Genomic DNA, 22327 nt, shown 5'->3' on the forward strand with positions numbered 1-22327 from the left:
TCAGCTACGCACACGCGGACGGGGCAGCGGGGCGCCGCGCCGCATCGTTTCGATGAATTTTTCCAGCGGCGCGGGCGCGTCTACCGGGCCGTCGTGTGCCATGCCATGGCGATCCCAGTAGGTTTTCCAGCTTGGGAACAGGTCGTGGAAGCTGCCTTCGTACGGCGGCTCACCCGGCCAGCGCATCTTGCGCTCGCCGATGGGCGGGCGGTTCAGGTCGCTGGCGTACCAGTAGAGCGGCAGGCGGCGACGGAAGAACCAGCGGCCGTCGATCCGCTCATACCGGTCGAAATACATCATCTGCATGACCACCCAGTCGCCGCCGGCCTCATGCTCGTTCTTGGAATAGACGACGCCCTGCGCATTGTCGGCATCGTCGAAGTCGATCACATGGCCGCCGATGTGGTGCGATGTGCCGGTGAACTGGCGCGAATGCGTCTCGTCGAACCAGTCGCGCAGCGCCTTGCGACCAGACTGGCCGCCGCCGACTTTAACGTCTGCGGGAAACAGGTTCACCCAGGCATCGCTGTCACGCATGTCGAGCGCGAGGGCGTACTTGGCGGGAAGCTGGCGGATGGCGTCCAGCGATTCAAGGCGGTCTATCCGCGCCAGCAAGGCGTCGTTTTCGGGCATTGCACTCTCTTGCAAAAGGGTGGGGTCAGGCGGCGAGCGGCGCCAGACGGCCAAGGCAGCCATTGGCCCAGCCCAGAATGTCCTCGCCCCCGGTGGAGACGAGTTCGTCGACTTCGCCGATCAGCAGATCATGCGTGCCGTAGGCCACGCGCTCACGGATGTGGCAGAAGATGTTGGCGGGCGCGCCCTCGATGAACCAGACGCGGCCCCGGCGCTGCCATTCGGGCTGGGTGAAGCGCAGCGCGCGCGCTTCCGGCCGGGCGAACGGCTCCATGTGGCCGTGGCGCGCGCTATCCAGAAGGTTAATGCAGAATTCGCCGCTGCGCACCAGCGCATCGTGGCTGGAACCCGAACGGTTGACCGCGATCGCCATCGAGCATGGCTCCAGCGAAACGGGCATGATCGCCGACATCGCAAGGCCCACCGGATCGCCCGTTTCCGGATCGAAGCTGGTGACCACGCCCACCGGCGCGGGAAGGTGGCGCAGCACGTGCTTCAGCCGCGCATCCAGCGCCGGTTGCTGCTGGGGGTGCTCCCCGGAATGCATGAGGGTGCGGTCCGGTGCCGCCCGGTTCTCGCTCATATGCCTGCTCCCGTTGGCCGTCGGGAGCTGCGCAAGCAAGGGCGACTCACCGATGACGCTTTAGATTTGCGTCATCGTATATCTATTGAATTACGCAAATGCAAACCGGAACGGGCTCCATTCGATCAATTCGCGAAATCTGGCGCTCAATCCTCGTCGGCAATGTGGTCCGGCGGGGTGATCTTGGCCATGCGCGCCTCGTACTTTACGGTGCTGACCGCGATCGAGGTTTCGACATGGTGCACACCGTCGATCATCAGCACGAGTTCGGAGGCGATGTGCTGCAGCGTCTCCAACTCGTCGAACAGGCAGAGCGCGGCGATGTTGAACTGGCCCATCGTCACCAGCACGGCGTTGATTTCGGGCAGCGCGCCGATGGCTTCCGCCACTTCGCGCACGCGGTGCACGTCGGCCTGTACGTTGATGAAGGCCAGGCGCGATTTCTTGCCCATTTCGAAGCCGGTGATCGCGGTAAAGGCGATCAGGCCGTCCTGCTGCAGCCGCTTGATGCGGCCGCGCACGGTGCCTTCGGTAACGCCCAGTTCCGCCGCGATCTTGCGGTTGGAAACGCGCGCGTCACGCGCAAGCAGGTCGATCAGCTGATGGTCGAGGGCGTCGAGCACGGGGGAGGACATTGTTCAGCGATCCCTTGCTTCGATCGGCGCGACGTCGAACTGGTACTTGATGATATCGACGACCACGGCGGGCGTCAGCGAGCGGATGCCGCATACGGTGGAAAGATCGTCGAGCAGGAAGCCGGACAGATCCTCGAACCCCTGCAGCGCCACCAGCATGTCGATATCGTACCGGCCGGTGACGAGATGCACGGCGAAGACTTCGGGCAGCGCGGCCAGATCGTGCGCCACGTCGTTCACCGGGCGGCCGTCCACTTCCACTGCGATCTTCAGCAGGACGTTGTAGCCGTGGGCGGAAAAGTCCGACACGGCAACGACGCGCAGCTGGTTGGCGTCTTCCAGCCGCTTGATGCGGGTGGAAACGGTGGTGGCGGTCAGCCCCAGCGTCTCGGCAATCTGCTGGTTGTTGGCGCGGCCGTTGAGGCGCAGCAACTCGACGATCTTGGCGTCGGTCGCATCGAACTGGAACGTCTGGGTCATGTCTTCCGGCAACCTGCTTCCCGAACGGAGCGTGGAACGAGCGGCCGGTTTGCGCATGGAGCGCTTGCTCGTCAACCTCATAGTGACCGCTGGAAACGCGCGGCAGGGCCGAAAACCGAAGCGCCAAAGCCGCTTACTTGTGGCGACGATGGTGTGTATGCGTAGAATTCAGATTGTGTATCTACGCGACGTAAATCGGCCGTTTCCATCGTTCGCCCCCTTTTTCCTTGATCGCGTTCGTCCGGCCTCAGGCCGGTTGCGGATGGCGCGCCGCAGCGATTTCCCGCACCGCTTCGGCCGCGCCACGCATCGCCCCCTCGATGTAGCCGACGCCGTTGGCATCGCCCACGACATGCACGGTGAAGCCCGCCGCCTCCATCGCCTGCGCCAGCGACAGGTCGCCTTCCGCCCCGCGCGCGACGATCACATTGTCCGCCGCCACGCTCTGCACGTGGCCCTCGTTGTCAGTGAAAGTCACCGCGTCCGCGCCGATGGCGATGCCGCTGGCACCGCCGTGCAGGCCGACGCCGTGCTCGGCGAGTTCGGCCAGGATGCGCATCCGGCGCACCAGCATCAATCCGCGGCCGAGCCGGGGGCCTTCCTCGATCACATGGACGGTGCGGCCGCGTTCGCTGAGGAATTCGGCCAGTTCCAACCCGACCAGTTCGCCGCCGACGATGACCACGCGGTCCCCCAGCGGCATCCAGGTATGCGTGGCCTTGCGCACCAGCGACAGGTTGGCAGTGGCGCCGGTGGCCGCGCCGACTTTGGTGGCGAGGCGGGTGAACAGCCCGGTCTTGCGCTTCAACTCATCCGAACTTTCGCCCAGCATCATCCGGCGCATGTCGTCGCCGGAGAACACGTGCGGCAGATCGCCGCCGGGGATCGGCGGCATCCCGCGCACCGCGCCGGTGGCGACGATCACGTCCTCCACGCCGAGGTCGCGGAGCAGTTCGGGCGTCGCCACGGTCGAGAGCCGCACATCCACACCCGCTTCGCGCACTTCGCGGCGCAGCCAGTCGAGAATGCGTTCGTTGGGCTCATAGGCCAGGCTGGCGAAGCGCAGCGTGCCGCCCAGCCGGTCCGACTTTTCGATCAGCGTCACCTTGTGGCCCAGTGCCGCCAGCCGGCGCGCCGATTCCATACCGCCGGGGCCGCCGCCGACTACCGCGATGGGGCGCGGCGACCCGGCTTCCGGCTCGCCCTGATATTCGCGGCCGAGCGCGGGATTGACCGCGCAGCGCACCGCTTCGCCCATGTAGATCGCGCTGATGCAGGTGTAGCAATAGATGCAGGGGCGCACGGTGTCCGGCGTGCCTTCGGTCAGCTTGCGGGGCAGGTGCGGATCGGCCAGCAGCTTGCGGCCCATGGCGACGACGTCCAGTTCGCCGCGCCCGATCGCCCGGTCCGCCACATCGGGCCCGACCCGGCCAGACCCGAGCACCGGAACCGACACCACCTCGCGAATGGCGGCCACGGATTCCAGGTTCCAGCCGGGCGTCTGCGGCGTGTGCGATTCCGAATGGAGCTTGCCCTGATCGGTATCGTGATAGGCGGTAACGGTGATCGCGTCCGCCCCGGCGGCCTCCACCAGCTTTGCCAGATCGCGCGCAAGGTCGATGGTGATCCCGCCCGGCTTGCCCACGTCGCGCGAATCGATTTTGATCCACACCGGGAAATCGGGCCCGACTTCGGCGCGCACGGCCTTCAGCACGTCCAGCGCCAGCCGCGCGCGGTTCTCCAGCGGCCCACCGTAAGCGTCCGTGCGCGTGTTGGTATAGGGCGAGATGAAGGAGGAGAGCAGATAGCCGTGCCCGGCGTGGATCTCCACGCCGTCAAAGCCGGCCTCCTTCGCGCGGCGGGCACCGGCGGCGAACTGGAAGACGGCAATGTCGATGTCCGCCTGTTCTAGCGGCTTGATCGCGGGCGGGGTCATACGGGCCAGCGGTGCCAGTTCCTCCATCAGGAAGTATTCGGTGAAATTGCCCTTCGGCGGCTTGGGATAGGCCGGCGCCCAGAGCGGATGGCCCCAGCGCGCGTGGCTGTAATTGGCGACGAGGCCGCCGTGGTGCAGCTGCGCGGCGATCTTCGCGCCGTGCGCGTGGACCCGGTCGGTCAACTGGCGCAGGCCGGGAATGAAGCGGTCTTCCGAAATCGCGGTCTGACCCATCGACACCGCGCCGACCGGCCAGGCGACGCCCGCCACGCCGGAGATGATGAGCCCGGCGCCGCCGCGCGCCTGTTCCTCATGATAGGCGATCAGCCGTTCGCCCACGGTGCCGTCGTCTTCGGACAGACTCACCCCCATCGCGGTGACGGCGATGCGGTTGCGAATCTCCATCGCGCCGATCCGAAGCGGGGAAAGCAGGTGCGGATAGGTATTGGATGTCATGCGGCTGGCTCTCTCATTCCCCGGGGCGCTGTTGGGCGGCGGAAAAGCGGCAGACCGGCGATTGGCAGGGCCGTAACCCCGTGCAATATCGCATTTTGCCTCTCCCATCGCCTTTTGGCTTGTCATTGCGCAAATTATTGGCGATGATTTTACGATAATCAAGGCAAACTTGGTTCATGGCTTGACGATATGCGTCGCAGCGATGGAACCGGGGACGATGAACCAGACGGAGAGATGATGGCGGATCGGCTCGCAGGCAAGAGGCTTGTGGTGATCGGCGCGGGCACCGGCATCGGTGCCGCGACCGTGGAGCGCCTCTGCGCCGAAGGCGCGCGCGTCGCCGTACTGGATATCAATCTTCCTGCGGCGCAGGCGGTCGCGACGCGCATGGCAGGCAATGGCCACGATGCCTTCGCGCTGGCGGTGGACATTGTGGACGAGGCATCCGTCAATGCCGCGATAGCCGCAGCGGCGGACCGGCTGGGCGGGCTGGACGGCGCGCATGTCAACGCCGCTGACTTGCGGACGATCTTTGCGGACAGCGATGCGCTGGCGCTGGATCTGGCCGTATTCGACCGGACGATCGCGGTGAACTTGCGCGGCCATCTGCTGTGCACGCGCGCGGTGCTGCCGCACCTGCTTGCGGCGGGCGGCGGAGCGATCGTCTATACCAGCTCCGGCGCGAGCGACAGCGGAGAGCCGGAACGGCCCAGCTACGCGGCGTCGAAAAGCGGCCTCAATGCGCTGATGCGGCATGTCGCGTCGCGCTGGGGGAAGGAGGGGGTTACGGCCAACTGCATCGCCCCCGGCTTCGTGATGACGCCGGAGATGATCGCGGGCGGGCAGGTGCCCCCCGAATGGGCCGACCTTTGCCTGGCGCAGACCCGATCGACGCGGCTGGGCAAGGCGGAGGATATTGCCGGGGTGGCGGCCATGCTGCTGTCCGAAGACGGGCGCTGGATCAACGGGCAAGTCGTCCATGTGAATGGCGGCGCGCTGCTGAATTGAAATCATAGAACAGAGAATTGGCCGGATCCCCGCATGCTGACCACTGGCGGGACCGGCCACCGGATGGAGAGAGGAAGACTATGGCACAGGACAAGCAGACGACGCGCAAGTTGCGGTACGCGATCGTCGGCGCAGGCATGGCGGGGCTGCTCGCCGGGGTGAAGCTGCGGCAGAACGGGGAGGAGTTCACGCTCTTCGAAAAGGCCGAGAAGCTGGGCGGTACTTGGCGTGAAAACCGCTATCCCGGCCTTACCTGCGACGTGCCGGCCCATGCCTATACATATGCGTTCGAACCCTATCCCGAGTGGAAGGCCTATTACGCCGCCGGCCCCGAGATTCAGGCCTATTTCGAAATGGTGGCGGACAAGTACGACGTGCGCCGCTCGATCCGCTTCGGCTGCGAAGTGGCGGGGCTGGTGTGGGACGAGGCCGCCGCCGAATGGACGGTGACGCTGGCCAATGGCGAAAGCCACCGCTTCGACGTGGTGATCGCCGCCTCCGGCGTGCTGCACCACCCCAAGACCCCGCCGATCGAGGGGCTGGAGAGCTTTGCCGGCCATGCCTTCCACACCGCCCGCTGGGATGACGATGCCCCGATTGACGGCGCCCGCATCGGCCTGATCGGCTGCGGATCGACCGGCGTGCAGATCCTGACCGCGATCAACAAGCGGGTGGAGAAGCTGGTGCATTTCCAGCGCTCTCCGCAGTGGATCATGCCCGTGCCGCAGTTCCCTTATACTGACGAAGACCGCGCCGCCTTCCGCGCCGATCCCGCGCTGATGGACGCGATCCGCTATCACGAGGACTATATCGGCGCGATCCGGCGCTTCACCGATGGCATCACCGATATCGACGGCCCGGAAATGGCGGAGATCGAGGAGATCTGCCGCGTCAATCTGGAGAACTCGGTCCGCGATCCGCAGCTGCGCGAGAAGCTGCGCCCCGATTACCGCGCGGCCTGCAAGCGGCTGATCTATTCGTGGTGCTTCTATGAGGAAGTGCAGAACCCCTCCGTCTACGTCGAAACCGGCCGCATCGCGCGGGTGGAGCCTGAAGGCGTGCGCATGCAGGACGGCACGTTCCACCCGCTCGACACGCTGATCCTCGCCACCGGTTTCCACGCGGATCGCTTCATCCGCCCGGCGACGGTGACGGGTGAGGGCGGCCGTTCGCTGGACGAGGCCTGGGCCAAGCGGCCGACCGCCTACTACGCGCTCAGCGTGCCGCACTTCCCCAACTTGTTCCTGCTCAACGGGCCGACCGGGCCGGTCGGCAACTTCTCGCTGATCGACATTGCCGAACGGCAGTGGGACTACGTGGAGCAATTGCTGGATCGGTTGCGCACCGGCGAAGTGCGGCAGATCGCGCCGACAGCCGCCGCGCATGCGGACTATGAAGAACGCCGGATCGATGCGGCGAAGAAGACGATCTTCGGTTCGGGCTGCACCAGCTGGTATCTGGATGCAGAAGGCGTTCCGGCCAGCTGGCCGTGGAGCTACGACGCCTTTGCCGACGCCATGCGCACGCCGATCTTCGCGGATTACGGCCTTTCCGATGGATCGTCGGTTCAGGGGCAACTGGAAGAAGAAGCTCCCGCCTGATCCAGGCGGGGCACTAGGGAGAAAGTGATGACGCCGACCATGTTCACCAAGCTGATCGTGAAGGATGAGGAAGCACAGGCCGCCTATTACGGCGCGGTCTATGGCCTCAACCCCGTCTACCGCGCGGAAGGCACCAGCGACGGCGAACCTTATCGCGAAGTCATCCTTTCTCCCGGTGACGGCATGGCGGCGGGGTCGCTGGTGATGTTCAACTTCACCCAGCGCACCGGCGCGCGCGACCAGCAGGTGATCCTGGGCTTCGTGACCGAGGACATCGACGCGCTGGTCGGCCGGATCGAGGCCAATGGCGGCAAGCTGGTCGGCCCGGTGCGTGACGAGCCCGAACACGGCGTGCGCGTGGTCTTCGCCACCGATCCCGAAGGCGCATTGACCGAAAACGTGCAGATGCTGGCGCAGACCTGACGGGTGCCGAACGAAAATGCCCGGCAGGGCATTTTCCGAACAGCCTCTCAGGCATGAGTGAGGCAGCGTTCGATGGCCGCGTCGCTCATGCCGATCCCCCGGCAGCAGAACCAGGTGGCGTGGCGGGCGAGGTCTTCGCCGGCCACACCATAGGGCCGCGCGGTTTCGGGCAGGACCGAGATCGCCCCCATCATCGTGCCGACATGCTCGATGAACATGGAGGTGGTGGCCACGTCCAGCAGCTCCCCGGCAATGTCGCCATCCGCGCGTGCGGCTTCGTGCTCCTTCGCGATGGCCTTGCCGTTGCGGCGCTGGGAGCGGCGGTAGATCAGGCTGGCGTAGGATCCGTCGCCCGAAAGGCTGGCGAGCGTCAGGCGATAGCGGTCCAGCGCCTCCGGCGTCAGGTCGCCCTGCACCGCCAGCAGGAAGAACGAATGGATCACCGCCACCAGCCCCTCGGCCCCGTTGCGGTGGAAACCGAGCTGCTGCCAAGTCTGGTCCTGCTCAAGGAACACCTGCCGCAGCACCGCGCGATAGAGCGAGAGCTTGGAGGGGAAATGCCGGTAGACCAGCGCTTCCGACACATGCGCCTCACGCGCGATCTGCAGCGTCTTCGCGCCTTCGTATCCGTGGCGCGAAAAGATCCGCCGCGCGGCAGAGACGATCTGCGCGCGGCGTTCGTTGGCCGACATCCTCTTTCTGTTCATGGGCGATCACTTACTTGGCGAGAAGGGCGCATGGCAAGCCGGATGACTGCAAAATGCGCAGAAACGTCATGTCGATGTTTCGCATGAAATGACAGGTGGCGAGATTGACTCGAATTTTGCGAACTCTATAAAAAGTAAGTAAGCACTCAATCGAATGCATGGCAATGCCGATCCGAAGTGCAGACAGGAAGAGGGGATGCAGACTTTGTCCATCGATCCGCAGATCGCCCAGATGCTGGCGGCCATGCCCGAATGGCGTGGCGTGCGGCACGTTCCGCTGGACGTGCTGCGCCAGTCGGTGCGGGAAAGTTCGATCGCCATTCCGGCCGCCGTCGATGCCCCGGTTGCGCGCACCGAGGATCGCGCCATTCCCGGCGCCGACGGTACGATTCCGGTGCGGGTCTACTGGCCCGAAGGTGCGGGGCCCTTGCCGGTCACGGTCTATATGCATGGCGGCGGCTACGTCGTCGGCGATCTCGACACGCAGGACATGATCGCCCGCGCGCTCTGCGCGTGGGGGCAGAGCATCGTCGTCTCGGCCGACTACCGGCTGGCGCCCGAACACCGCTTTCCCGCCGCGCCACTGGACGCCTTCGCCGTGCTGCGCTGGGCGGCGGACCATGCCGCAGAACTGGGCGGCGATCCCGCACGCCTTGCGCTGGCGGGAGACAGCGCGGGTGGAAACCTTGCCTGCGCGGCGGCGCTGATGGCGCGCGAGGCCGGCGGTCCGGCACTGCGCGCCGTGATCAACATCTACGGTTCCTGCAACTATCCCGATGCCGACACGCCCTCCTCGCGCGAATATGCGCAAGGGCCGCTGCTGACGCAGGACGATGTGCTGTGGTTCTGGGAACAATACCTGAGCCACCCTGCCGATGCCGACGACTACCGCGCCTCCCCGCTGCGCACGGCCAGCCACGCCGGCCTGCCACCGCATTTCGTGGCGACGGCGGAGTGCGACCCCTCGCGCGACGATGCCGAAGCCTTTGCCGCAAAGTTGGCGGCGGCAGGCGTCACGGTGGAGGCCAAGCGCTATCCCGGCATGGTCCACGGCTTCGCGTCCTGGGTCGGCTTCCTGCCCGGCGCCCGCGAGGTGATGCAGGATGCCGCCGCTTTCCTGAAGGCGCACTGCGCGGCCTGAACCCGACAACGATACCAAAAGGGAGAATTTGCCATGGCGCGTGACGCCGAAGTTTTCGCAGGCGGCGTGGCCGTCATCACCGGGGCCGGATCAGGCATCGGCGCGGGCCTTGCCCGCCGCGCGGGCGCATTGGGCATGACCGTGGTGGTTGCCGACATCAATCACGCCGCCGCGCAGGCGGTGGCGGACGCCATCCAATCCGCCGGCGGCAAGGCCGAGCCCGTGCGCGTGGACGTATCGAAGCCCGAGGAACTCGACCGGCTGGCCGACCATGTCTTCGCCAAACACGGCGACGTGCGCCTGCTGGTGAACAATGCCGGGATCGAGACGGTGGGCTTCACCTGGGAAATCCCCGTCGCCCGCTGGGAAGCCACGCTGGACATCAATATCCACGGCGTGATCCACGGCGTGCGCGCCTTCGTGCCGCGCATGCTGGAAAGCGGCAAGGAGGCATGGATCGCCAACTTGTCCTCGATCGGCGGCTTCTCGGTCATGCCGGCGCAGACCGCCTACATCGTCACCAAGCACGCGGTGCAGGCCTTCAGCGAGTGCCTCTATCTGGAAATGGAGCTGAAGCAGGCGCCGATCCACGTCTCCTCGATCATTCCGGGCATGCTCAAGACCAATATCTTCAATGCCGAAGCTGGCGCGGGTGAGCCCGAAGCCGCCGCCAGCCATCGCCGCAAGATGGCCGAGATGATGAGCACCTATGGCATGGATCTGGACGAAGGCTGCCGCCTGTTCCTGGAACAGATCGCGGAGAACAAATTCTGGGTCCACAGCCAGCCCGAGATGAGCCGGCAAGTGCTGGAAGGGCGCATGGCCTTCTTCCAGAACGAAACCCCGCCTTTCATGCCGGACATCGCCCGCGAGATCGCCGCGGACTGACCCAGCTCCCTGAAAAAAGCCCCGGGAAGGCTGACCGCTTCCCGGGGCTCAGGTTTGGCCCTTTTTTGCGGAAAAGGGCCTGCGCACGGCTGACGGGGACGGAAATCCCCCCGGATTCCCGTCAGGCTTCCGTGCGCGGAGAGTCGATGGCGGCGTTGCGGCAGGCAAAGTCCAGCAGCGCCGAATAGTCTTGTCTGGCAAACTCGCCCGCCCGCGCCGCGCCGTAGACGGCGTGGGCGGCGGCCCCCACCGGCAGGCCCATACGCTGCTCGGCGGCGGCGGTCATCGCCAGGGTCATGTCCTTGAAGGCAAGGTCGATGGTGAAGCCGGGCGCGGTGTCGCCCTTCAGCACCTTGTTGACCATCAGCGTGTGAAGCTGCCCGTTCTGCGCAGTGGTGCCACCGGTCACCTTGAGGATCGTGTCGATATCGAGGCCAAGCTTGGTGCCCAGCGCCACCGCCTCTGCACAGACTTCGGCAATGGTCAGCAGCAGGAAGTTGTTCACCAGCTTCATGCGGCTGCCGGTGCCTGCCGGGCCGCAGCGGTAGATATCCTTGCCCATGGCGCGCAGCAGCGGCTCCACCCGCGCGAAGTCGGCATCGTCCGCGCCAACCATGAACAGCGATTCCCCGCGCTCGGCATGGAGGACGAGCCGGCCGATCGGGCTGTCCACGAAGGCCACGCCCTTTTGGGCACAGGCGCTGGCCACGCGGTCCGTGCCATTGGCGTCGATGGTCGACATTTCCAGCAACAGCGCACCCGGCGCGGCATGGGCCAGCACGCCATCGGGGCCGAGAACGACCGCCTCTACATGCGGCGTCGCCGGCAGGCAGGTGACGATCACGTCCGCGCCGCGCACCGCATCGGCCACCGTTTCGGCCCTGCCGCCACCCAGCGCGACGATGGCCTCGGCCCGGTTCGGGTCGATGTCGTAGGCCGTCACCGCATGGCCCGCATTCTGCAAGTGCCGTGCCAGCGGCAGGCCCATGGCGCCAAGGCCGATATAGCCGATTCTGGTCATGTCAGGCTCTCCCGATCGGCCGGCGTCATGCGGCGCCGTGGTGGATGTAGGACGTCTTGCTTTCGGTGAAGAATTCGGCGCTGGCCGATCCCGTCTCGCGCGCGCCGTAGCCGGAGGGCGCGCGGGCACCGAGCGGCACGTGGTATTCAAGGCCGGCGGTCGGCGCGTTGACCATCACCATCCCGGCCTGCGATGCCTTGCGGAAGCGTTCGGCGCTCTTGAGGCTGGTCGTCGCGATCCCGGCAGTCAGCTTGTAGTCGCAGGCATTGGCCGCCGCGATGGCGGCGTCGAGGTCGTCCACCTTGATGACCGAGGCGATCGGGCCGAAGGATTCGTGCTGGTTGCAGGCCCATTCGTTGCGCGTGCCGACCAGCAAGGTGGGCGCCATGTAATAACCACGCGTGCGCGCCTCCACGGCCGTGCCGCCCGCCGCTAGTTCGGCGCCTTCGCCCTGCGCCTGCTTCACGAAGTCCAGATTGGCCTCGAACTGCGACCGATTGGCGACCGGGCCGATCTGCGTTTCGGCATCGAGCGCGTGGCCGACGCGGTAGGCTTTGGCGGCCTTTTCCAGCCTTTCCACGAAAGCATCGTGGATGCCGCGCGTGACGATGAAGCGCTCGGTGCCGGTGCAGCGCTGCCCGGTCTGGATCCAGGCGCCATTGGCGGCGATTTCCACCGCCAGATCGAGATCGGCATCGTCCAGCACCACCAGCGGGTTCTTGCCGCCGAGTTCAAGCTGGCACTTGGTCATCGTTTCCGCCGCGCGGCGCAGCACCGTGCGGCCGGTTTCGGTGCCGCCGGTGAAAGTCAGCGCATCGGCGGCGTCGATCATCGCATTGCCGGCCGCGCGTCCGTCACCGATGACGAGGTTGAACACGCCTTTCGGCAGCCCCGCCTCGTGCAGCACTTCGGCCAGCATGACCGCGCAGCCCGGTACGAAGGTGGAGGGTTTCAGCACCACCGTGTTGCCATAGGCCAGCGCCGCCGCCACTTTCCACGAAGGCAGGGCGATGGGGAAGTTCCACGGCGTGATTGCCGCGACCACGCCCACCGGCTCGCGCGTCACCAGCACATTGTGCCCGTCGCGCATCGAATTGTACCACTGGCCCTGCGGCCTGACGACTTCGCCGGCGTAGAAGTGAAAGCACTGCGCGGCGCGCACGGTTTCGCCAATGCCTTCGGGCAACGTCTTGCCCTCTTCTCGCGCGAGCAGGGTGCCGATTTCCTGCTTGCGGGCCAGCAGCATGTCGCCGACGCGGTGGAGCAGATCGGCGCGGGCCTGCATGTTGAACCCGGCCCAGCCCGCCTGTGCGCGGCGGGCGGCGTCCATCGCTTCCGCGACCTCGCCGGGCTCCAGACGGCTATAGCGGCCGACCACTTCGTCTATATCGGACGGGTTGATCGTCTCGAACGTCGCCGCGCCTTCGCGCCATTGCCCATCGATGTAGCTACGCCCGATCATCCCAGCTTCTCCGCAATCACGCCGCCGGCTTCCAGCCGCTCAATCTCGTTATCAGTAAGTTCTAACTTATATTTCAGCGTTGCAAAGGTATCTTCGCCGGAACGTGGCGGCGCATGGCGGTAATCGGCCGGAGTTGCGCCGAATTTCGCAGGAAAACCGAGGAAGCGCACAGGTGTGCCGTCGCTGCGGGCGATCTGCCGCACCAGTCCGCGCGCGGCGATCTGCGGGTGTTCCAGCACTTCGGGAATGCTGTTCACTTTGCCGCCGGGCAGCTTGGCTTTCTCCATTGCCGCGATCAGATCGGCGGCTTGCCACTGCCCGATCGCGGGGCGCATTTCGCCCAGCAGCGCATCGCGATGGACACTGCGGCCGCCATTGCTGGCAAAGCGCGGGTCGTCGGGCAGGTCGGGCCGGCCTATCAACCCGCAGAAGGCGCGAAACTGCCGGTCGTTGCCCAGCGCCACCAGCACATCGCCATCGGCGCAGGCAAAGTCCTGATAGGGCACCGTATTGGGGTGCTGGTTGCCGAGCCGTCGCGGCGTGAGGCCGCCATTCATCCAGTTCGACGCCTGATTGGCTAGCAGCGCGACTTGCGTATCGAGCAGGGCCAGATCGATGTGCTGCCCTTCGCCCGTGCGCTGGCGGTGATGGAGTGCCGCAAGCACGGAGATCGCCGCATAGAGCCCGGTGGTCAGGTCGCTGATCGGGATGCCGACTTTCATAGGGCCCCCACCTGCTTTGCCGCTTTCTTCGGCATCGGGCAGGCCGGTCACGCTCATCAACCCACTCATGCCCTGCACAAGGAAGTCGTAGCCGCCATTATCCCTCAGCGGGCCGTCCTGCCCGAATCCGGTGATCGAGCAATAGACGATGTCCGGCCGGATTGCCTTGAGGCTCTGGTAGTCCAGCCCGTACTTCGCCAGCCCGCCGACGCGGAAATTCTCCAGCACGACATCGGCCTCGGCGGCGAGACGGCGGATCAGTGTTGCGCCTTCGGGATCGGCCATGTTGATCGCGACCGATCGCTTGTTGCGGTTGGCGCAGAGGTAATAGGCGGAATCGCCCGACCCATCTTCGAGGAACGGCGGCCCCCAGCGGCGGGTGTCGTCGCCATGGCCGGGCTGTTCGATCTTGGTCACTTCGGCGCCGAGATCGCCCAGGATCTGCGAGCACCACGGCCCTGCGAGCACGCGCGAAAGGTCCAGCACGCGGATGCCGGCCAGCGGCCCGGTGGAGATGGGTTCGCTCATTGCCCGGTGAACTCCGGCGCGCGCTTTTCCAGGAAGGCGGCCACCGCCTCGCGGTGGTCCTCGGTATGATGGGCCAGCGCCTGATAGGCGGCGGAAAGCTCCAGCAGCGGGGCCAGCTTCATGTCCTGCCCTTCGCGCAGCAGGCGTTTGGCCATGCGCGTGGCTTGCCCTGGATTGGCGGCGATCTGCCCCGCGATTTCCAGCGCGCGGGAGAGGAGGTTTTCGGGAGAGACCACTTCGGAAACTAGCCCGAATTCCAGCGCCCTTGCCGCGCCGATGGTCTCTCCGGTCAGCGTCAGCTGGCTGGCGCGCGCCATGCCGATCACGCGGGGCAGCAGCCATGCGCCGCCATCGCCCGGCACGATGCCCAGCTTCACGAAACTCTCCGCGAAGAGGGCGCCCTCCGCCGCGATCCGCACGTCGCACATGCAGGCAAGGTCCAGTCCGGCACCGATGGCCGGCCCGTTGATCGCGGCGACCACCGGCACTTCCAGCTCGTAAAGTGCCAGCGGGATCAACTGGATGCCGGTGCGATAAGCGTTGCGCAGGGGAAAAGGCGCGCCGGCGAACATGCCCTTGCGCTCATGCATGTGCTTGACGTTGCCGCCCGCGCAGAAGGCCTTGCCCGCCCCGGTCAGGACGATGGCGCGGACGGAGGCATCGCGGGTCATCGCCGCGCAGAAATCGGCGATTTCCTCGCTGTGTGCGGTTTCGGAGATGGCGTTGCGGCTGTCGGGGCGGTCGAGCGTGGCCATCACGATGGCGCCGTCGCGCTCCACGCGCAGAAAGGGCTGTTCGGCCATGTCTCGTCCTCTCCGCTCCGGGCTCTGGTGCCGGGTCCTTGAGGAGGGCTATGCCTTTGCGGCGATCTTGACTAATATTGATTTCTCACGAAACGATATTCGATCGGTATCATGGACCTTCGCCAGCTTCGCTACTTCACCGCGCTTGCCGATACGCTGAACTTCCACCGCGCGGCGGAGCGGCTGAACATGTCGCAGCCGCCGCTGACGGTGGCGATCCGCAAGCTGGAGGAGGACTTGGGCACGCCCCTGTTCGAGCGTGAGACGCGCGGCGTGCGGCTCACCGCGGCGGGGCAGGCCGCGCTGGGCCCCGCGCGCGCGGCGCTGGCGCAGGCGGAGCAGGTGCGCGAGGCGGTGCGGCAGGGCGCGGCGGGCCTGAGCGGCCGGCTGACCGTCGGCTTCATCGGCTCGGCCGTGGCGGGGCTGCTGCCGCGCATCGTATCGCCCTTTCGGCAGGCCTTTCCGCAAGTCGACCTCGTGCTGGAGGAGATGAACAGCGTGGAGATCGTGCGCGCCATTGCTGCGCGGCGCATCGATGCCGGATTGGTACGCCTGCCGGTGATGGACGCGGCGCCGGTGGCCATCGATGTGATCGAACGGGACGTGCTCCATGCGGCGCTGCCCACGGCGGATGTGCAAGGCCGCGATGCGGTCGCACTGGCCGAGTTCGCGAACCGTCCGCTGGTGATCTACAGCCCGGTCAGCGTGCTGCACGCGACGATCCGACTGGCCTGCCAACGCGCCGGAATCGCGCCGCGCATCGCGCAGGAGGCGATGCAGGTGCAGACGATCCTGGGGCTGGTGCAGGCGGGCCTCGGCTGGGCGCTGGTGCCCGCACGCACCGCCCGCTTCGTGCCGGAAGGCGTAACCTTGCTGCCGCTGACCGAACCCATCGCCATCGAGATGGGCATCGCCAGCGCGCAGGACGCCGGCCCGCTGGCGCGCAATTTCGTGAAGACTGCCATCGATATTCAATCGGTATCGATAGAGGGGCAATAAATATTTGAACGCAGTTGCGGGCAGGCGCATCGCGGACCGGCAAGGCGGGGCTCCACCGCCGGTCACGCAGGAGGATGCCCGACGTGTTCGATACGCTGACGCTGGCGTCGCTGCCGCCCGAGGATGAGGCGCTGCGGCCCCGCATTCGCGAATTCCTGCAAGGCCGTCTGGACCGCCTGCCGCTCGATCGCCGCGCGCGGTCGTGGCAGGGGTTCGACGCCGCTTTCAGCCGTGCGCTGGGCGAAGCAGGCTTTCTGGGCCTGACGCTGCCCAAGGCCTATGGCGGGCAGGAGCGCGGCCCCTTCGCCCGCTTCGTGGTGGTGGAGGAACTGCTGGCCGCCGGGGCCCCGGTCGCCGCACATTGGATCGCCGACCGCCAGAGCGCCCCGCTGATCCTCCACTATGGCACCGAGGCGCAGCGCCGACGCTACATCCCCGCGATCTGCCGGGGCGAGGCGCTGTTCTGCATCGGCATGAGCGAGCCCGGCTCCGGATCGGACCTTGCCAGCGTCCGCACCCGCGCCGAGCGGACGGCGAGCGGCTGGCGGCTCAGCGGCCAGAAGATCTGGACCACCAACGCCACGCATTCGCACTACATGATCGCGCTGGTCCGCACCTCCGGCGCGGCGGGAGACCGGCAGGCGGGGCTCTCGCAACTGATCGTCGACCTGTCGCTGCCCGGCGTGACCGTGCGGCCCATCGTCGACCTGACCGGCGACGCCCATTTCGCCGAAGTCTTCTTCGACAATGTCGAACTGGGTGACGACGCGCTGGTCGGGCAGGAGGGGGAGGGCTGGAAACAGGTCACCGCCGAACTCGCCTTCGAGCGCTCGGGGCCGGAACGTATCTATTCCAGCGTGGTGCTGCTGGACGCCTGGATCGCGCATATGCAGGCCGCCGGGCGCACCGATGCCGCGCCGCTGGTGGGGCAATTCATGGCCGAACTGGCCGCGCTGCGCGCCATGTCCATCGCCTGCACCGCCCGCCTTGCGCGGGGCGAAAGCCCGGTTGTCGAGGCCAGTCTGGTCAAGGACCGGGGCACCGGTTTCGAACAGGCGCTGCCGCTGGCCATCGGCGACGATCTGGCCGCGCATCCGGACGAAGCGGTGAGCGCGGAGCTGTATGGCACGCTGCTCTACGTCACGCATATCGCGCCCAGCTTTTCGCTGCGCGGCGGCACGCGGGAAATCCTGCGCGGCATCATCGCGCGCGGGATGGGCCTGCGATGAGGGAGGACGAGATGGACCTGCTGGAACCTTTTACCCGCATGCTGGCTTCCGCCTGCCCCCCTGCCGTGGTCCGCGCAGTAGAAGCGGGAAAGTCATGGCAGCCGCTCTGGGACGAGATCGCCGAATCCGGTTTTCTCGACGCGCTGGTCGCGGAAGAACAGGGCGGCGCGGGGCTGCCCTTGGCCGAAGTCGCGCCGCTGTTCGAAGCGCTGGGCGCCCATGCCGTGCCGCTGCCGGTGGGCGAGACGATGATCGCCCGCGCCCTGCTGTCGCGTGCCGGCATCGCGGTGCCGGATGGCCCTGTGGCCTTGGCGAATTCCGCCGTGCAGGCGCCGCCCTGCCTTTCGGTCGCCAGGCATGTGCTGATCGATGACGGCGAGCGGCTGCGACTGACCGATCCCGCGTCAATGATATCCGGCACGCCGCTTCCCCGTCCCGCGCACGGCCTGCGCCCGCTGGCGGCCGTGCTCCGCGCGGCGCAGATCGCCGGTGCGGCGGGGCGCCTGCTGGAAACGACCGTGGCCTATGCCAATGAGCGGGTGCAGTTCGGCAAGCCCATCGGCCGCCAGCAGGCGCTGCAGCAAAGTCTTGCGGTCATGGCCGAAGATGCCGTTGCCGCCCGCATCGCCGCCCGACTGGGGTGTGCAGGCGGGCTCGATCTCTCCGTGGAGGCGGCGGCGAGCGCCAAGTCGGTCGCCTCCACCGCCGCCGCACGCGTCGCCACTACCGCCCATGCGGTCCACGGCGCCATCGGCATCAGCGCGGAATGCGATCTGCAACTGCTGACCCGCCGCCTGCACGAATGGCGCCTGGCGGACGGATCGGAAGGATACTGGAACGCACGCCTTGGCCTTCTGCGGCTCGGCACGCGTGCGGGCTCGGTAGATTGGGTGCGCGGCGCGATCTTTCAGGCGGGGTAATTCATGCCAAGCTTAGCGAAGAAATCTCCGAACATCAGGCGCGTGTCGACGCTGCGATAGACGCGGATCGCTCGCCCGTCGCTGCGCGGCCCATAGCTTCCGTTGTCGTTCAGCAGCGGGGCGGGCCGCTCGTCGAAACGGCTGCCGCCGGTCGCTTCGCTGCGCGGCAGCGGGCGCATCGCGGTGGGCGGCCATGCCGTCAGCGCGGTCAGCAGCACCAGCGGACTATCGCCCAGAGTCCAGGTCTCCCCGGTGTTGAGGTGATAGCGCGAGCCGAAGTCCGCCGCCGCCGCCAGCATGCGCGCATAAAGCCATGCGCCGATCCGGCCATGCGGCGCCACCCGGGCCTGCAACTCGGTCAGAGAGATCTGGCAAGCGGCGTAGACATCGGATGGAACCTGCCAGATCGGCACGCCGGATGCGAAGACCTGCTGCGCGGCGATCCGGTCTATGGCGAAATTGTATTCGGCCCCGCCCTCCGGATAGGCGCCGCCGCCGATCCAGATCAGCGTCATGCGATTGGCGATGTCCGGTGCCAGTGCCAGCGCGCTGGCCAGTTCGGTAAGGCCGCCGCCCACCGCGACGTAAAGCGGCAGTTTGCTGTCGGTCCGCCGGGCTTCCGCGATCAAGGCCATGGTGCCTGCGGAACGGTCCGGCGCGCCCGAGGCTTGAAGCTTTTGCGCGGCGCCGGTCGCGACCGGAATCGTACCCTCCCGCCCCATCGCGGCGAGCATCTCATGCGCGAGTTCGGTGGCCCGCTGCGCTGTTTCGGTCTTTACGCCGGTGCCGGTGGTGACGATGGCGCGCAGGTCGATCGAGGGTGAGAGCACGGCATGGACGGCAGCGAACAGCCCGTCCACATCGCCGGCCAGATCGTTGACGAACATGACGCGCGCGCGGGGACCGACCGGCGGCGCGAACGGGGCTTTGTCCCCGGCCGCGCCGAACGCCAGCGCGGGCAGTATAGTTGCGCCCAGCGTCGCGGCAGACGCGGCGATCATGCTGCGGCGGTCGATCGGGAAACGCGGGCGATCCATCATAGGGTTCCGGAAAAGCGGGCGAGGCCCGAGGCTGCTTTCGCGGTGCGCCCGCCCGGCAGGCGCACTTCGCCCGCGACGCCGGGCGGCAGTTCTACATCAAGGCGGAAGCGGCCGTCCTTCGCGGTCCAGTCGGTGCGGATCGGCCCGCGCATGCTGCGATAAGTGGCGCCGCCCGAACCGAGGCGCGGGTCCATGATCGGGGCCACGGCCACTTTGGCGAAGCCCGGCTCCAGCGGGGCGATCCCGGCGATCCGGCGGAACAGGAAAGCGCCGATGGCCCCGAAGGCGTAGTGGTTGCGGCTGTTCATCCCCACGTCGCCCTCATCGCTGTTCCACCGCTCCCACATCGTCGTCGCGCCCTGCTCCACCATGTAGCCCCATGAGGGTTTCGAACGCTGCAGCAGCAATGTCACGGCCATGTCCTCCTGCCCGGACAGGGCCAGCGCGTCGAGAATGTGCGGCGTGCCGAGGAAGCCGGTGGAGAGGTGATTGCCGCGCCGAGCAATGTCTGCGGCAAGGCGCTTGCCCGCCTCTGCCGCGCCTTCGGGGGAGAGCAGGCCGAAGCGGATGGCAAGCACATGGCCGGTCTGGCTGCCATTGCCGACGCTGCCATCGGATTTGACATAGGCAGCGGCGAAAGCCTGCCGGATGGCATCGAACAGCGCGCGGTACTTCGCTGCGGCTGCGGCATGGCCCGTCGCCTCTGCCATGTCGGCCATCATCCGCGCATCTTCCGCCCAGAACGCGGTGCCGATCAGGTCCTTGGGCGTGGTGGCTTCGCCCGGATTGGCCGTGCTGGCATCGACCGCCAGCCAGTCGCCATAGTCCGCCCCGCGCCCCTTCACCCACAGGTGATCGGGATTGGTGGCGAGCAGCCAGTCCATGTAGCGTTCCATCGCCTGCCAGTTGGCCGCGATCACGCCGGTATCGCCATATTGCCGCCACGCCGTCCACGGCAGCACGATTCCCGCATCCGCCCAGCCGGGCGAGGACAGGCTGACCGTGGGCACGAAAGGCGGGATGCAATCGGGAAAGCCACCCTTGGCGGACTGGCTGTGGCGCACGTCCTCCATCACCCGCGCGGTATAGGCGGCGACATCCATGTTGAAGGCGGCGGCCGGCCAGAACACTTCGGCATCGCCCATCCAGCCAAGCCGCTCGTCGCGCTGGGGGCAGTCGGTGGGCAGGCCGAAGAAGTTCGACTTCTGGCTCCACACCGCGTTTTCCCAGAACTTCTGGACGACCGGATCGCCCACGCGCAGCTCTCCGGTAAGGTCCAGATCCTGATGGCCGACCAGCCCCTCGATCGACCAGCGCGCGGGATCGTCGGGCACGCCGCTCACTTCGATGTAGCGGAAACCGTGGTAGGTGAAGCGCGGCTCCCACACCTCACGTCCTTTCCCGGCCGCGATGTAGATGTCGCGCTGCCAGGCGGTGCGCAAGTTGGACTGGTCGGCGCTGCCGTCTGCAGCCACGAGTTCGGCAAAGCGCATCTCGATCTGCGTGCCGGCGGCGGCTTCGACGGAAAGGCGCGGCCAGCCGGCGAAGTTCTGCCCGAAATCGAGCACGTAGCGACCGGCGGAAAGGCGGCGCGTGGCGACCGGGCGGCGCACTTCGCCAACGCGGATCGGCGGGCAGCGCTGGGGTTCCACCGCCACGGACGGCGCTTCGATGATTTCGGCCGCCCGCCAGTCCGCGGGGTCGATACGGGCGTCGTGGACTTCGCCGTCGTAGATGCTGGCCGCGCGGACGGGGGCTTCGGCGATCTGCCAGCCGGGGCCGGTGGCGATCACTTCGCGGCGGCCGTCGGCATAGTCGATCTCAAGCTGCGCTTTCAGCCGGCACGGCGCGGGGCCGAAGCAGAAGCGGCCGTTCAGGCTGAACTTCGATCCGTACCAGCCGTCGGCCACGGTGAAGGCCAGCAGGTTGTCGCCATCGCGCAGCGCGGCCGTGACATCGTAAGTCTGGAATAACACGCGCTTGGAGGGATCGGTGAATTCCGGGGCCAGCTTGCGGTCGTCCACCGGCGCTCCGTTGATCCGGGCCTCATAGACCCCCAAGGCCGTGGCATGGAGGCGGGCGGCGCGGACTTTGCCGTTCAGCGCGAAGGATGTGCGCAGCAGGTTGGCGGGATAGATCGGCCAGGGGTCGCCGATCGGCAGCGAGCCGGTGGCAGGCTTGGCGTCGGTCCAGCCGCTGTCGTCGAACGCGGGCAAGTGCCAGCCTTCGGCGGCCTCGTTCGATACCTTCCAGCCGGGGGAGAGCGAGGTCAGCCGCTCGCCCATAGCGGGGCCATGGCGCAGCAGCGCGGCCAGCACCGGCGGGGCGACACCGAAGCCCAGTTCTCGCCGCACTTCAATGGCCACGACATTGCGGCCCTTGGCCAGCGTTATCGGATAGACCGCCATCTGCGCCCAGCGCACCGGCCCGTCCTGCGGCACGCCGCGCGGCGCGGGCAAGGGCTTGCCGTTCAGCCAGAGGCCGATGGTCTCATGCGCGGAAAGGCAGAGTTCGGCGGGGCCGCCGGAATGCTCCAGATTCCAGCGGAAATGGCGGCTGCCGCCAGCCTTGGGCATTTCGCTGCCGGCGATCCAGTGCAGCCCGGCCATTCGGTCGGCTCGGGCAACCGGCGTTTCGGAGGCAAGCCACTCGGCCTGCCAATCGCTGGGTGAGGCAAGGCCGGTTTCCCAGACGGCCGGTGCGCTTTTCAGCGAGCCATGGCCGGTCCACACCTCCACCTGCCAAACCGCGCGGGACCGTGAGGGCAAGGCAGGCCCGCCATAGGCGACATCGAGGCACTGGCCGGAAGACACCCGCCCGCTGTCCCACAACAGGTCGCGGCCGGCGGACAAGTCCTCGGCAGAGCGGGCGACGGTCACCCGCCAGGCGATTTGCCGCGCGCCCTTGGCGGGGTCGGCCAGCCGCCATGAGAAACGCGGGGGCAGGTCGCCAAGGGCGAGTGGATCGACCAGCCCGCACGTGCGCACGCCCTCGATCCGAGGTGTGGAATCGGGCTTGGCCCAGCTTTCCAGCGGGGCCAGTGCGATGCCGGCGCCGGCAAGGCCCGCGCCGATGGCTTCACGGCGGTTCAGGTGCATCTCGGGTGTCCTTA

At 67.1% G+C, this 22327-nt stretch carries 20 protein-coding genes; 8 read left to right on the plus strand and 12 right to left on the minus strand.

What is annotated here, in order from left to right:
* The 5 genes from ACZ1JV_RS03245 to ACZ1JV_RS03265 form a co-directional block, all read right to left on the minus strand.
* Positions 1-633: a nuclear transport factor 2 family protein gene (locus ACZ1JV_RS03245; protein WP_465140165.1), complete on the minus strand. Its 633-nt coding sequence runs from the start codon at positions 631-633 to the stop codon at positions 1-3.
* A 25-nt stretch (positions 634-658) separates the two neighbouring features.
* The gene (locus ACZ1JV_RS03250; protein WP_465149550.1) at positions 659-1216 is read right to left on the minus strand and encodes a flavin reductase family protein; all 558 of its coding nucleotides are present in this window, start codon (positions 1214-1216) and stop codon (positions 659-661) included.
* 146 nt (positions 1217-1362) lie between these two features.
* Positions 1363-1851 (minus strand): Lrp/AsnC family transcriptional regulator, encoded by a 489-nt coding sequence (locus ACZ1JV_RS03255; protein WP_465149551.1) that lies wholly within the window; start codon positions 1849-1851, stop codon positions 1363-1365.
* Positions 1852-1854: 3 nt separating this feature from the next.
* On the minus strand, positions 1855-2331 hold the full coding sequence (locus tag ACZ1JV_RS03260; RefSeq protein ID WP_465149552.1) for an Lrp/AsnC family transcriptional regulator: 477 nt from the start codon (positions 2329-2331) through the stop codon (positions 1855-1857).
* A 247-nt stretch (positions 2332-2578) separates the two neighbouring features.
* Positions 2579-4723, minus strand: coding sequence for an oxidoreductase (locus ACZ1JV_RS03265; protein ID WP_465149553.1), 2145 nt, complete (start codon positions 4721-4723; stop codon positions 2579-2581).
* A gap of 189 nt (positions 4724-4912) precedes the next feature.
* Between ACZ1JV_RS03265 and ACZ1JV_RS03270 the strand changes: the two genes are divergently transcribed.
* From ACZ1JV_RS03270 to ACZ1JV_RS03280, 3 genes are all read left to right on the plus strand, one after another.
* Positions 4913-5731 (plus strand): SDR family NAD(P)-dependent oxidoreductase, encoded by an 819-nt coding sequence (locus tag ACZ1JV_RS03270; protein ID WP_465149554.1) that lies wholly within the window; start codon positions 4913-4915, stop codon positions 5729-5731.
* A gap of 80 nt (positions 5732-5811) precedes the next feature.
* Positions 5812-7332 (plus strand): flavin-containing monooxygenase, encoded by a 1521-nt coding sequence (locus ACZ1JV_RS03275; protein ID WP_465149555.1) that lies wholly within the window; start codon positions 5812-5814, stop codon positions 7330-7332.
* Between the two features lie 27 nt (positions 7333-7359).
* The gene (locus ACZ1JV_RS03280; RefSeq protein ID WP_465149556.1) at positions 7360-7755 is read left to right on the plus strand and encodes a VOC family protein; all 396 of its coding nucleotides are present in this window, start codon (positions 7360-7362) and stop codon (positions 7753-7755) included.
* 47 nt (positions 7756-7802) lie between these two features.
* On the opposite strand, the gene ACZ1JV_RS03285 is transcribed toward ACZ1JV_RS03280, so the two are convergent.
* On the minus strand, positions 7803-8447 hold the full coding sequence (locus ACZ1JV_RS03285) for a TetR/AcrR family transcriptional regulator (protein WP_465149557.1): 645 nt from the start codon (positions 8445-8447) through the stop codon (positions 7803-7805).
* Positions 8448-8658: 211 nt separating this feature from the next.
* Here ACZ1JV_RS03285 and ACZ1JV_RS03290 point away from each other — a divergent pair, with 211 nt between their 5' ends.
* Both ACZ1JV_RS03290 and ACZ1JV_RS03295 read left to right on the plus strand, forming a co-directional pair.
* Positions 8659-9603: an alpha/beta hydrolase gene (locus ACZ1JV_RS03290; RefSeq protein WP_465149558.1), complete on the plus strand. Its 945-nt coding sequence runs from the start codon at positions 8659-8661 to the stop codon at positions 9601-9603.
* A 33-nt stretch (positions 9604-9636) separates the two neighbouring features.
* Entirely contained in the window at positions 9637-10491 is an 855-nt protein-coding gene (locus tag ACZ1JV_RS03295; protein ID WP_465149559.1) for an SDR family NAD(P)-dependent oxidoreductase, read from the plus strand.
* A 121-nt stretch (positions 10492-10612) separates the two neighbouring features.
* Here ACZ1JV_RS03295 and ACZ1JV_RS03300 read toward each other — a convergent pair whose 3' ends face one another.
* The 4 genes from ACZ1JV_RS03300 to ACZ1JV_RS03315 are packed head-to-tail and all read right to left on the minus strand — an operon-like array spanning position 10613 to position 15027.
* Positions 10613-11512 (minus strand): NAD(P)-dependent oxidoreductase, encoded by a 900-nt coding sequence (locus ACZ1JV_RS03300; RefSeq protein ID WP_465149560.1) that lies wholly within the window; start codon positions 11510-11512, stop codon positions 10613-10615.
* 25 nt (positions 11513-11537) lie between these two features.
* Complete coding sequence (locus ACZ1JV_RS03305) at positions 11538-12974, minus strand: aldehyde dehydrogenase family protein (RefSeq protein WP_465149561.1); 1437 nt, start codon at positions 12972-12974, stop codon at positions 11538-11540.
* The gene (locus ACZ1JV_RS03310; RefSeq protein ID WP_465149562.1) at positions 12971-14224 is read right to left on the minus strand and encodes a CaiB/BaiF CoA transferase family protein; all 1254 of its coding nucleotides are present in this window, start codon (positions 14222-14224) and stop codon (positions 12971-12973) included. Before ACZ1JV_RS03310 ends, ACZ1JV_RS03305 begins: the two co-directional genes overlap by 4 nt.
* Positions 14221-15027 (minus strand): crotonase/enoyl-CoA hydratase family protein, encoded by an 807-nt coding sequence (locus ACZ1JV_RS03315; protein ID WP_465149563.1) that lies wholly within the window; start codon positions 15025-15027, stop codon positions 14221-14223. Before ACZ1JV_RS03315 ends, ACZ1JV_RS03310 begins: the two co-directional genes overlap by 4 nt.
* Before the next feature lie 111 nt (positions 15028-15138).
* On the opposite strand from ACZ1JV_RS03315, the gene ACZ1JV_RS03320 reads away from it, so the two are divergent.
* The 3 genes from ACZ1JV_RS03320 to ACZ1JV_RS03330 all read left to right on the plus strand — a co-directional run bounded on the left by ACZ1JV_RS03320 (position 15139) and on the right by ACZ1JV_RS03330 (position 18175).
* Complete coding sequence (locus ACZ1JV_RS03320) at positions 15139-16026, plus strand: LysR substrate-binding domain-containing protein (protein WP_465149564.1); 888 nt, start codon at positions 15139-15141, stop codon at positions 16024-16026.
* 74 nt (positions 16027-16100) lie between these two features.
* Positions 16101-17255 carry an acyl-CoA dehydrogenase family protein gene (locus tag ACZ1JV_RS03325; RefSeq protein ID WP_465149565.1) on the plus strand — a complete coding sequence of 385 codons (1155 nt, stop codon included), beginning with the start codon at positions 16101-16103 and terminating at the stop codon, positions 17253-17255.
* Positions 17252-18175, plus strand: coding sequence for an acyl-CoA dehydrogenase family protein (locus tag ACZ1JV_RS03330; protein WP_465149566.1), 924 nt, complete (start codon positions 17252-17254; stop codon positions 18173-18175). The genes ACZ1JV_RS03325 and ACZ1JV_RS03330 overlap by 4 nt, the downstream gene beginning before the upstream one ends.
* Here the strand turns inward: ACZ1JV_RS03330 and ACZ1JV_RS03335 are convergent.
* A complete protein-coding gene (locus ACZ1JV_RS03335; RefSeq protein ID WP_465149567.1) occupies positions 18163-19212 on the minus strand; it encodes a nucleoside hydrolase in 1050 nt (349 codons plus the stop codon). The genes ACZ1JV_RS03330 and ACZ1JV_RS03335 overlap by 13 nt on opposite strands.
* Positions 19212-22313 carry a family 78 glycoside hydrolase catalytic domain gene (locus ACZ1JV_RS03340; protein ID WP_465149568.1) on the minus strand — a complete coding sequence of 1034 codons (3102 nt, stop codon included), beginning with the start codon at positions 22311-22313 and terminating at the stop codon, positions 19212-19214. Before ACZ1JV_RS03340 ends, ACZ1JV_RS03335 begins: the two co-directional genes overlap by 1 nt.
* Positions 22314-22327 lie beyond the last annotated feature (14 nt).

This window comes from Novosphingobium sp. BL-S-19 (assembly GCF_055521675.1).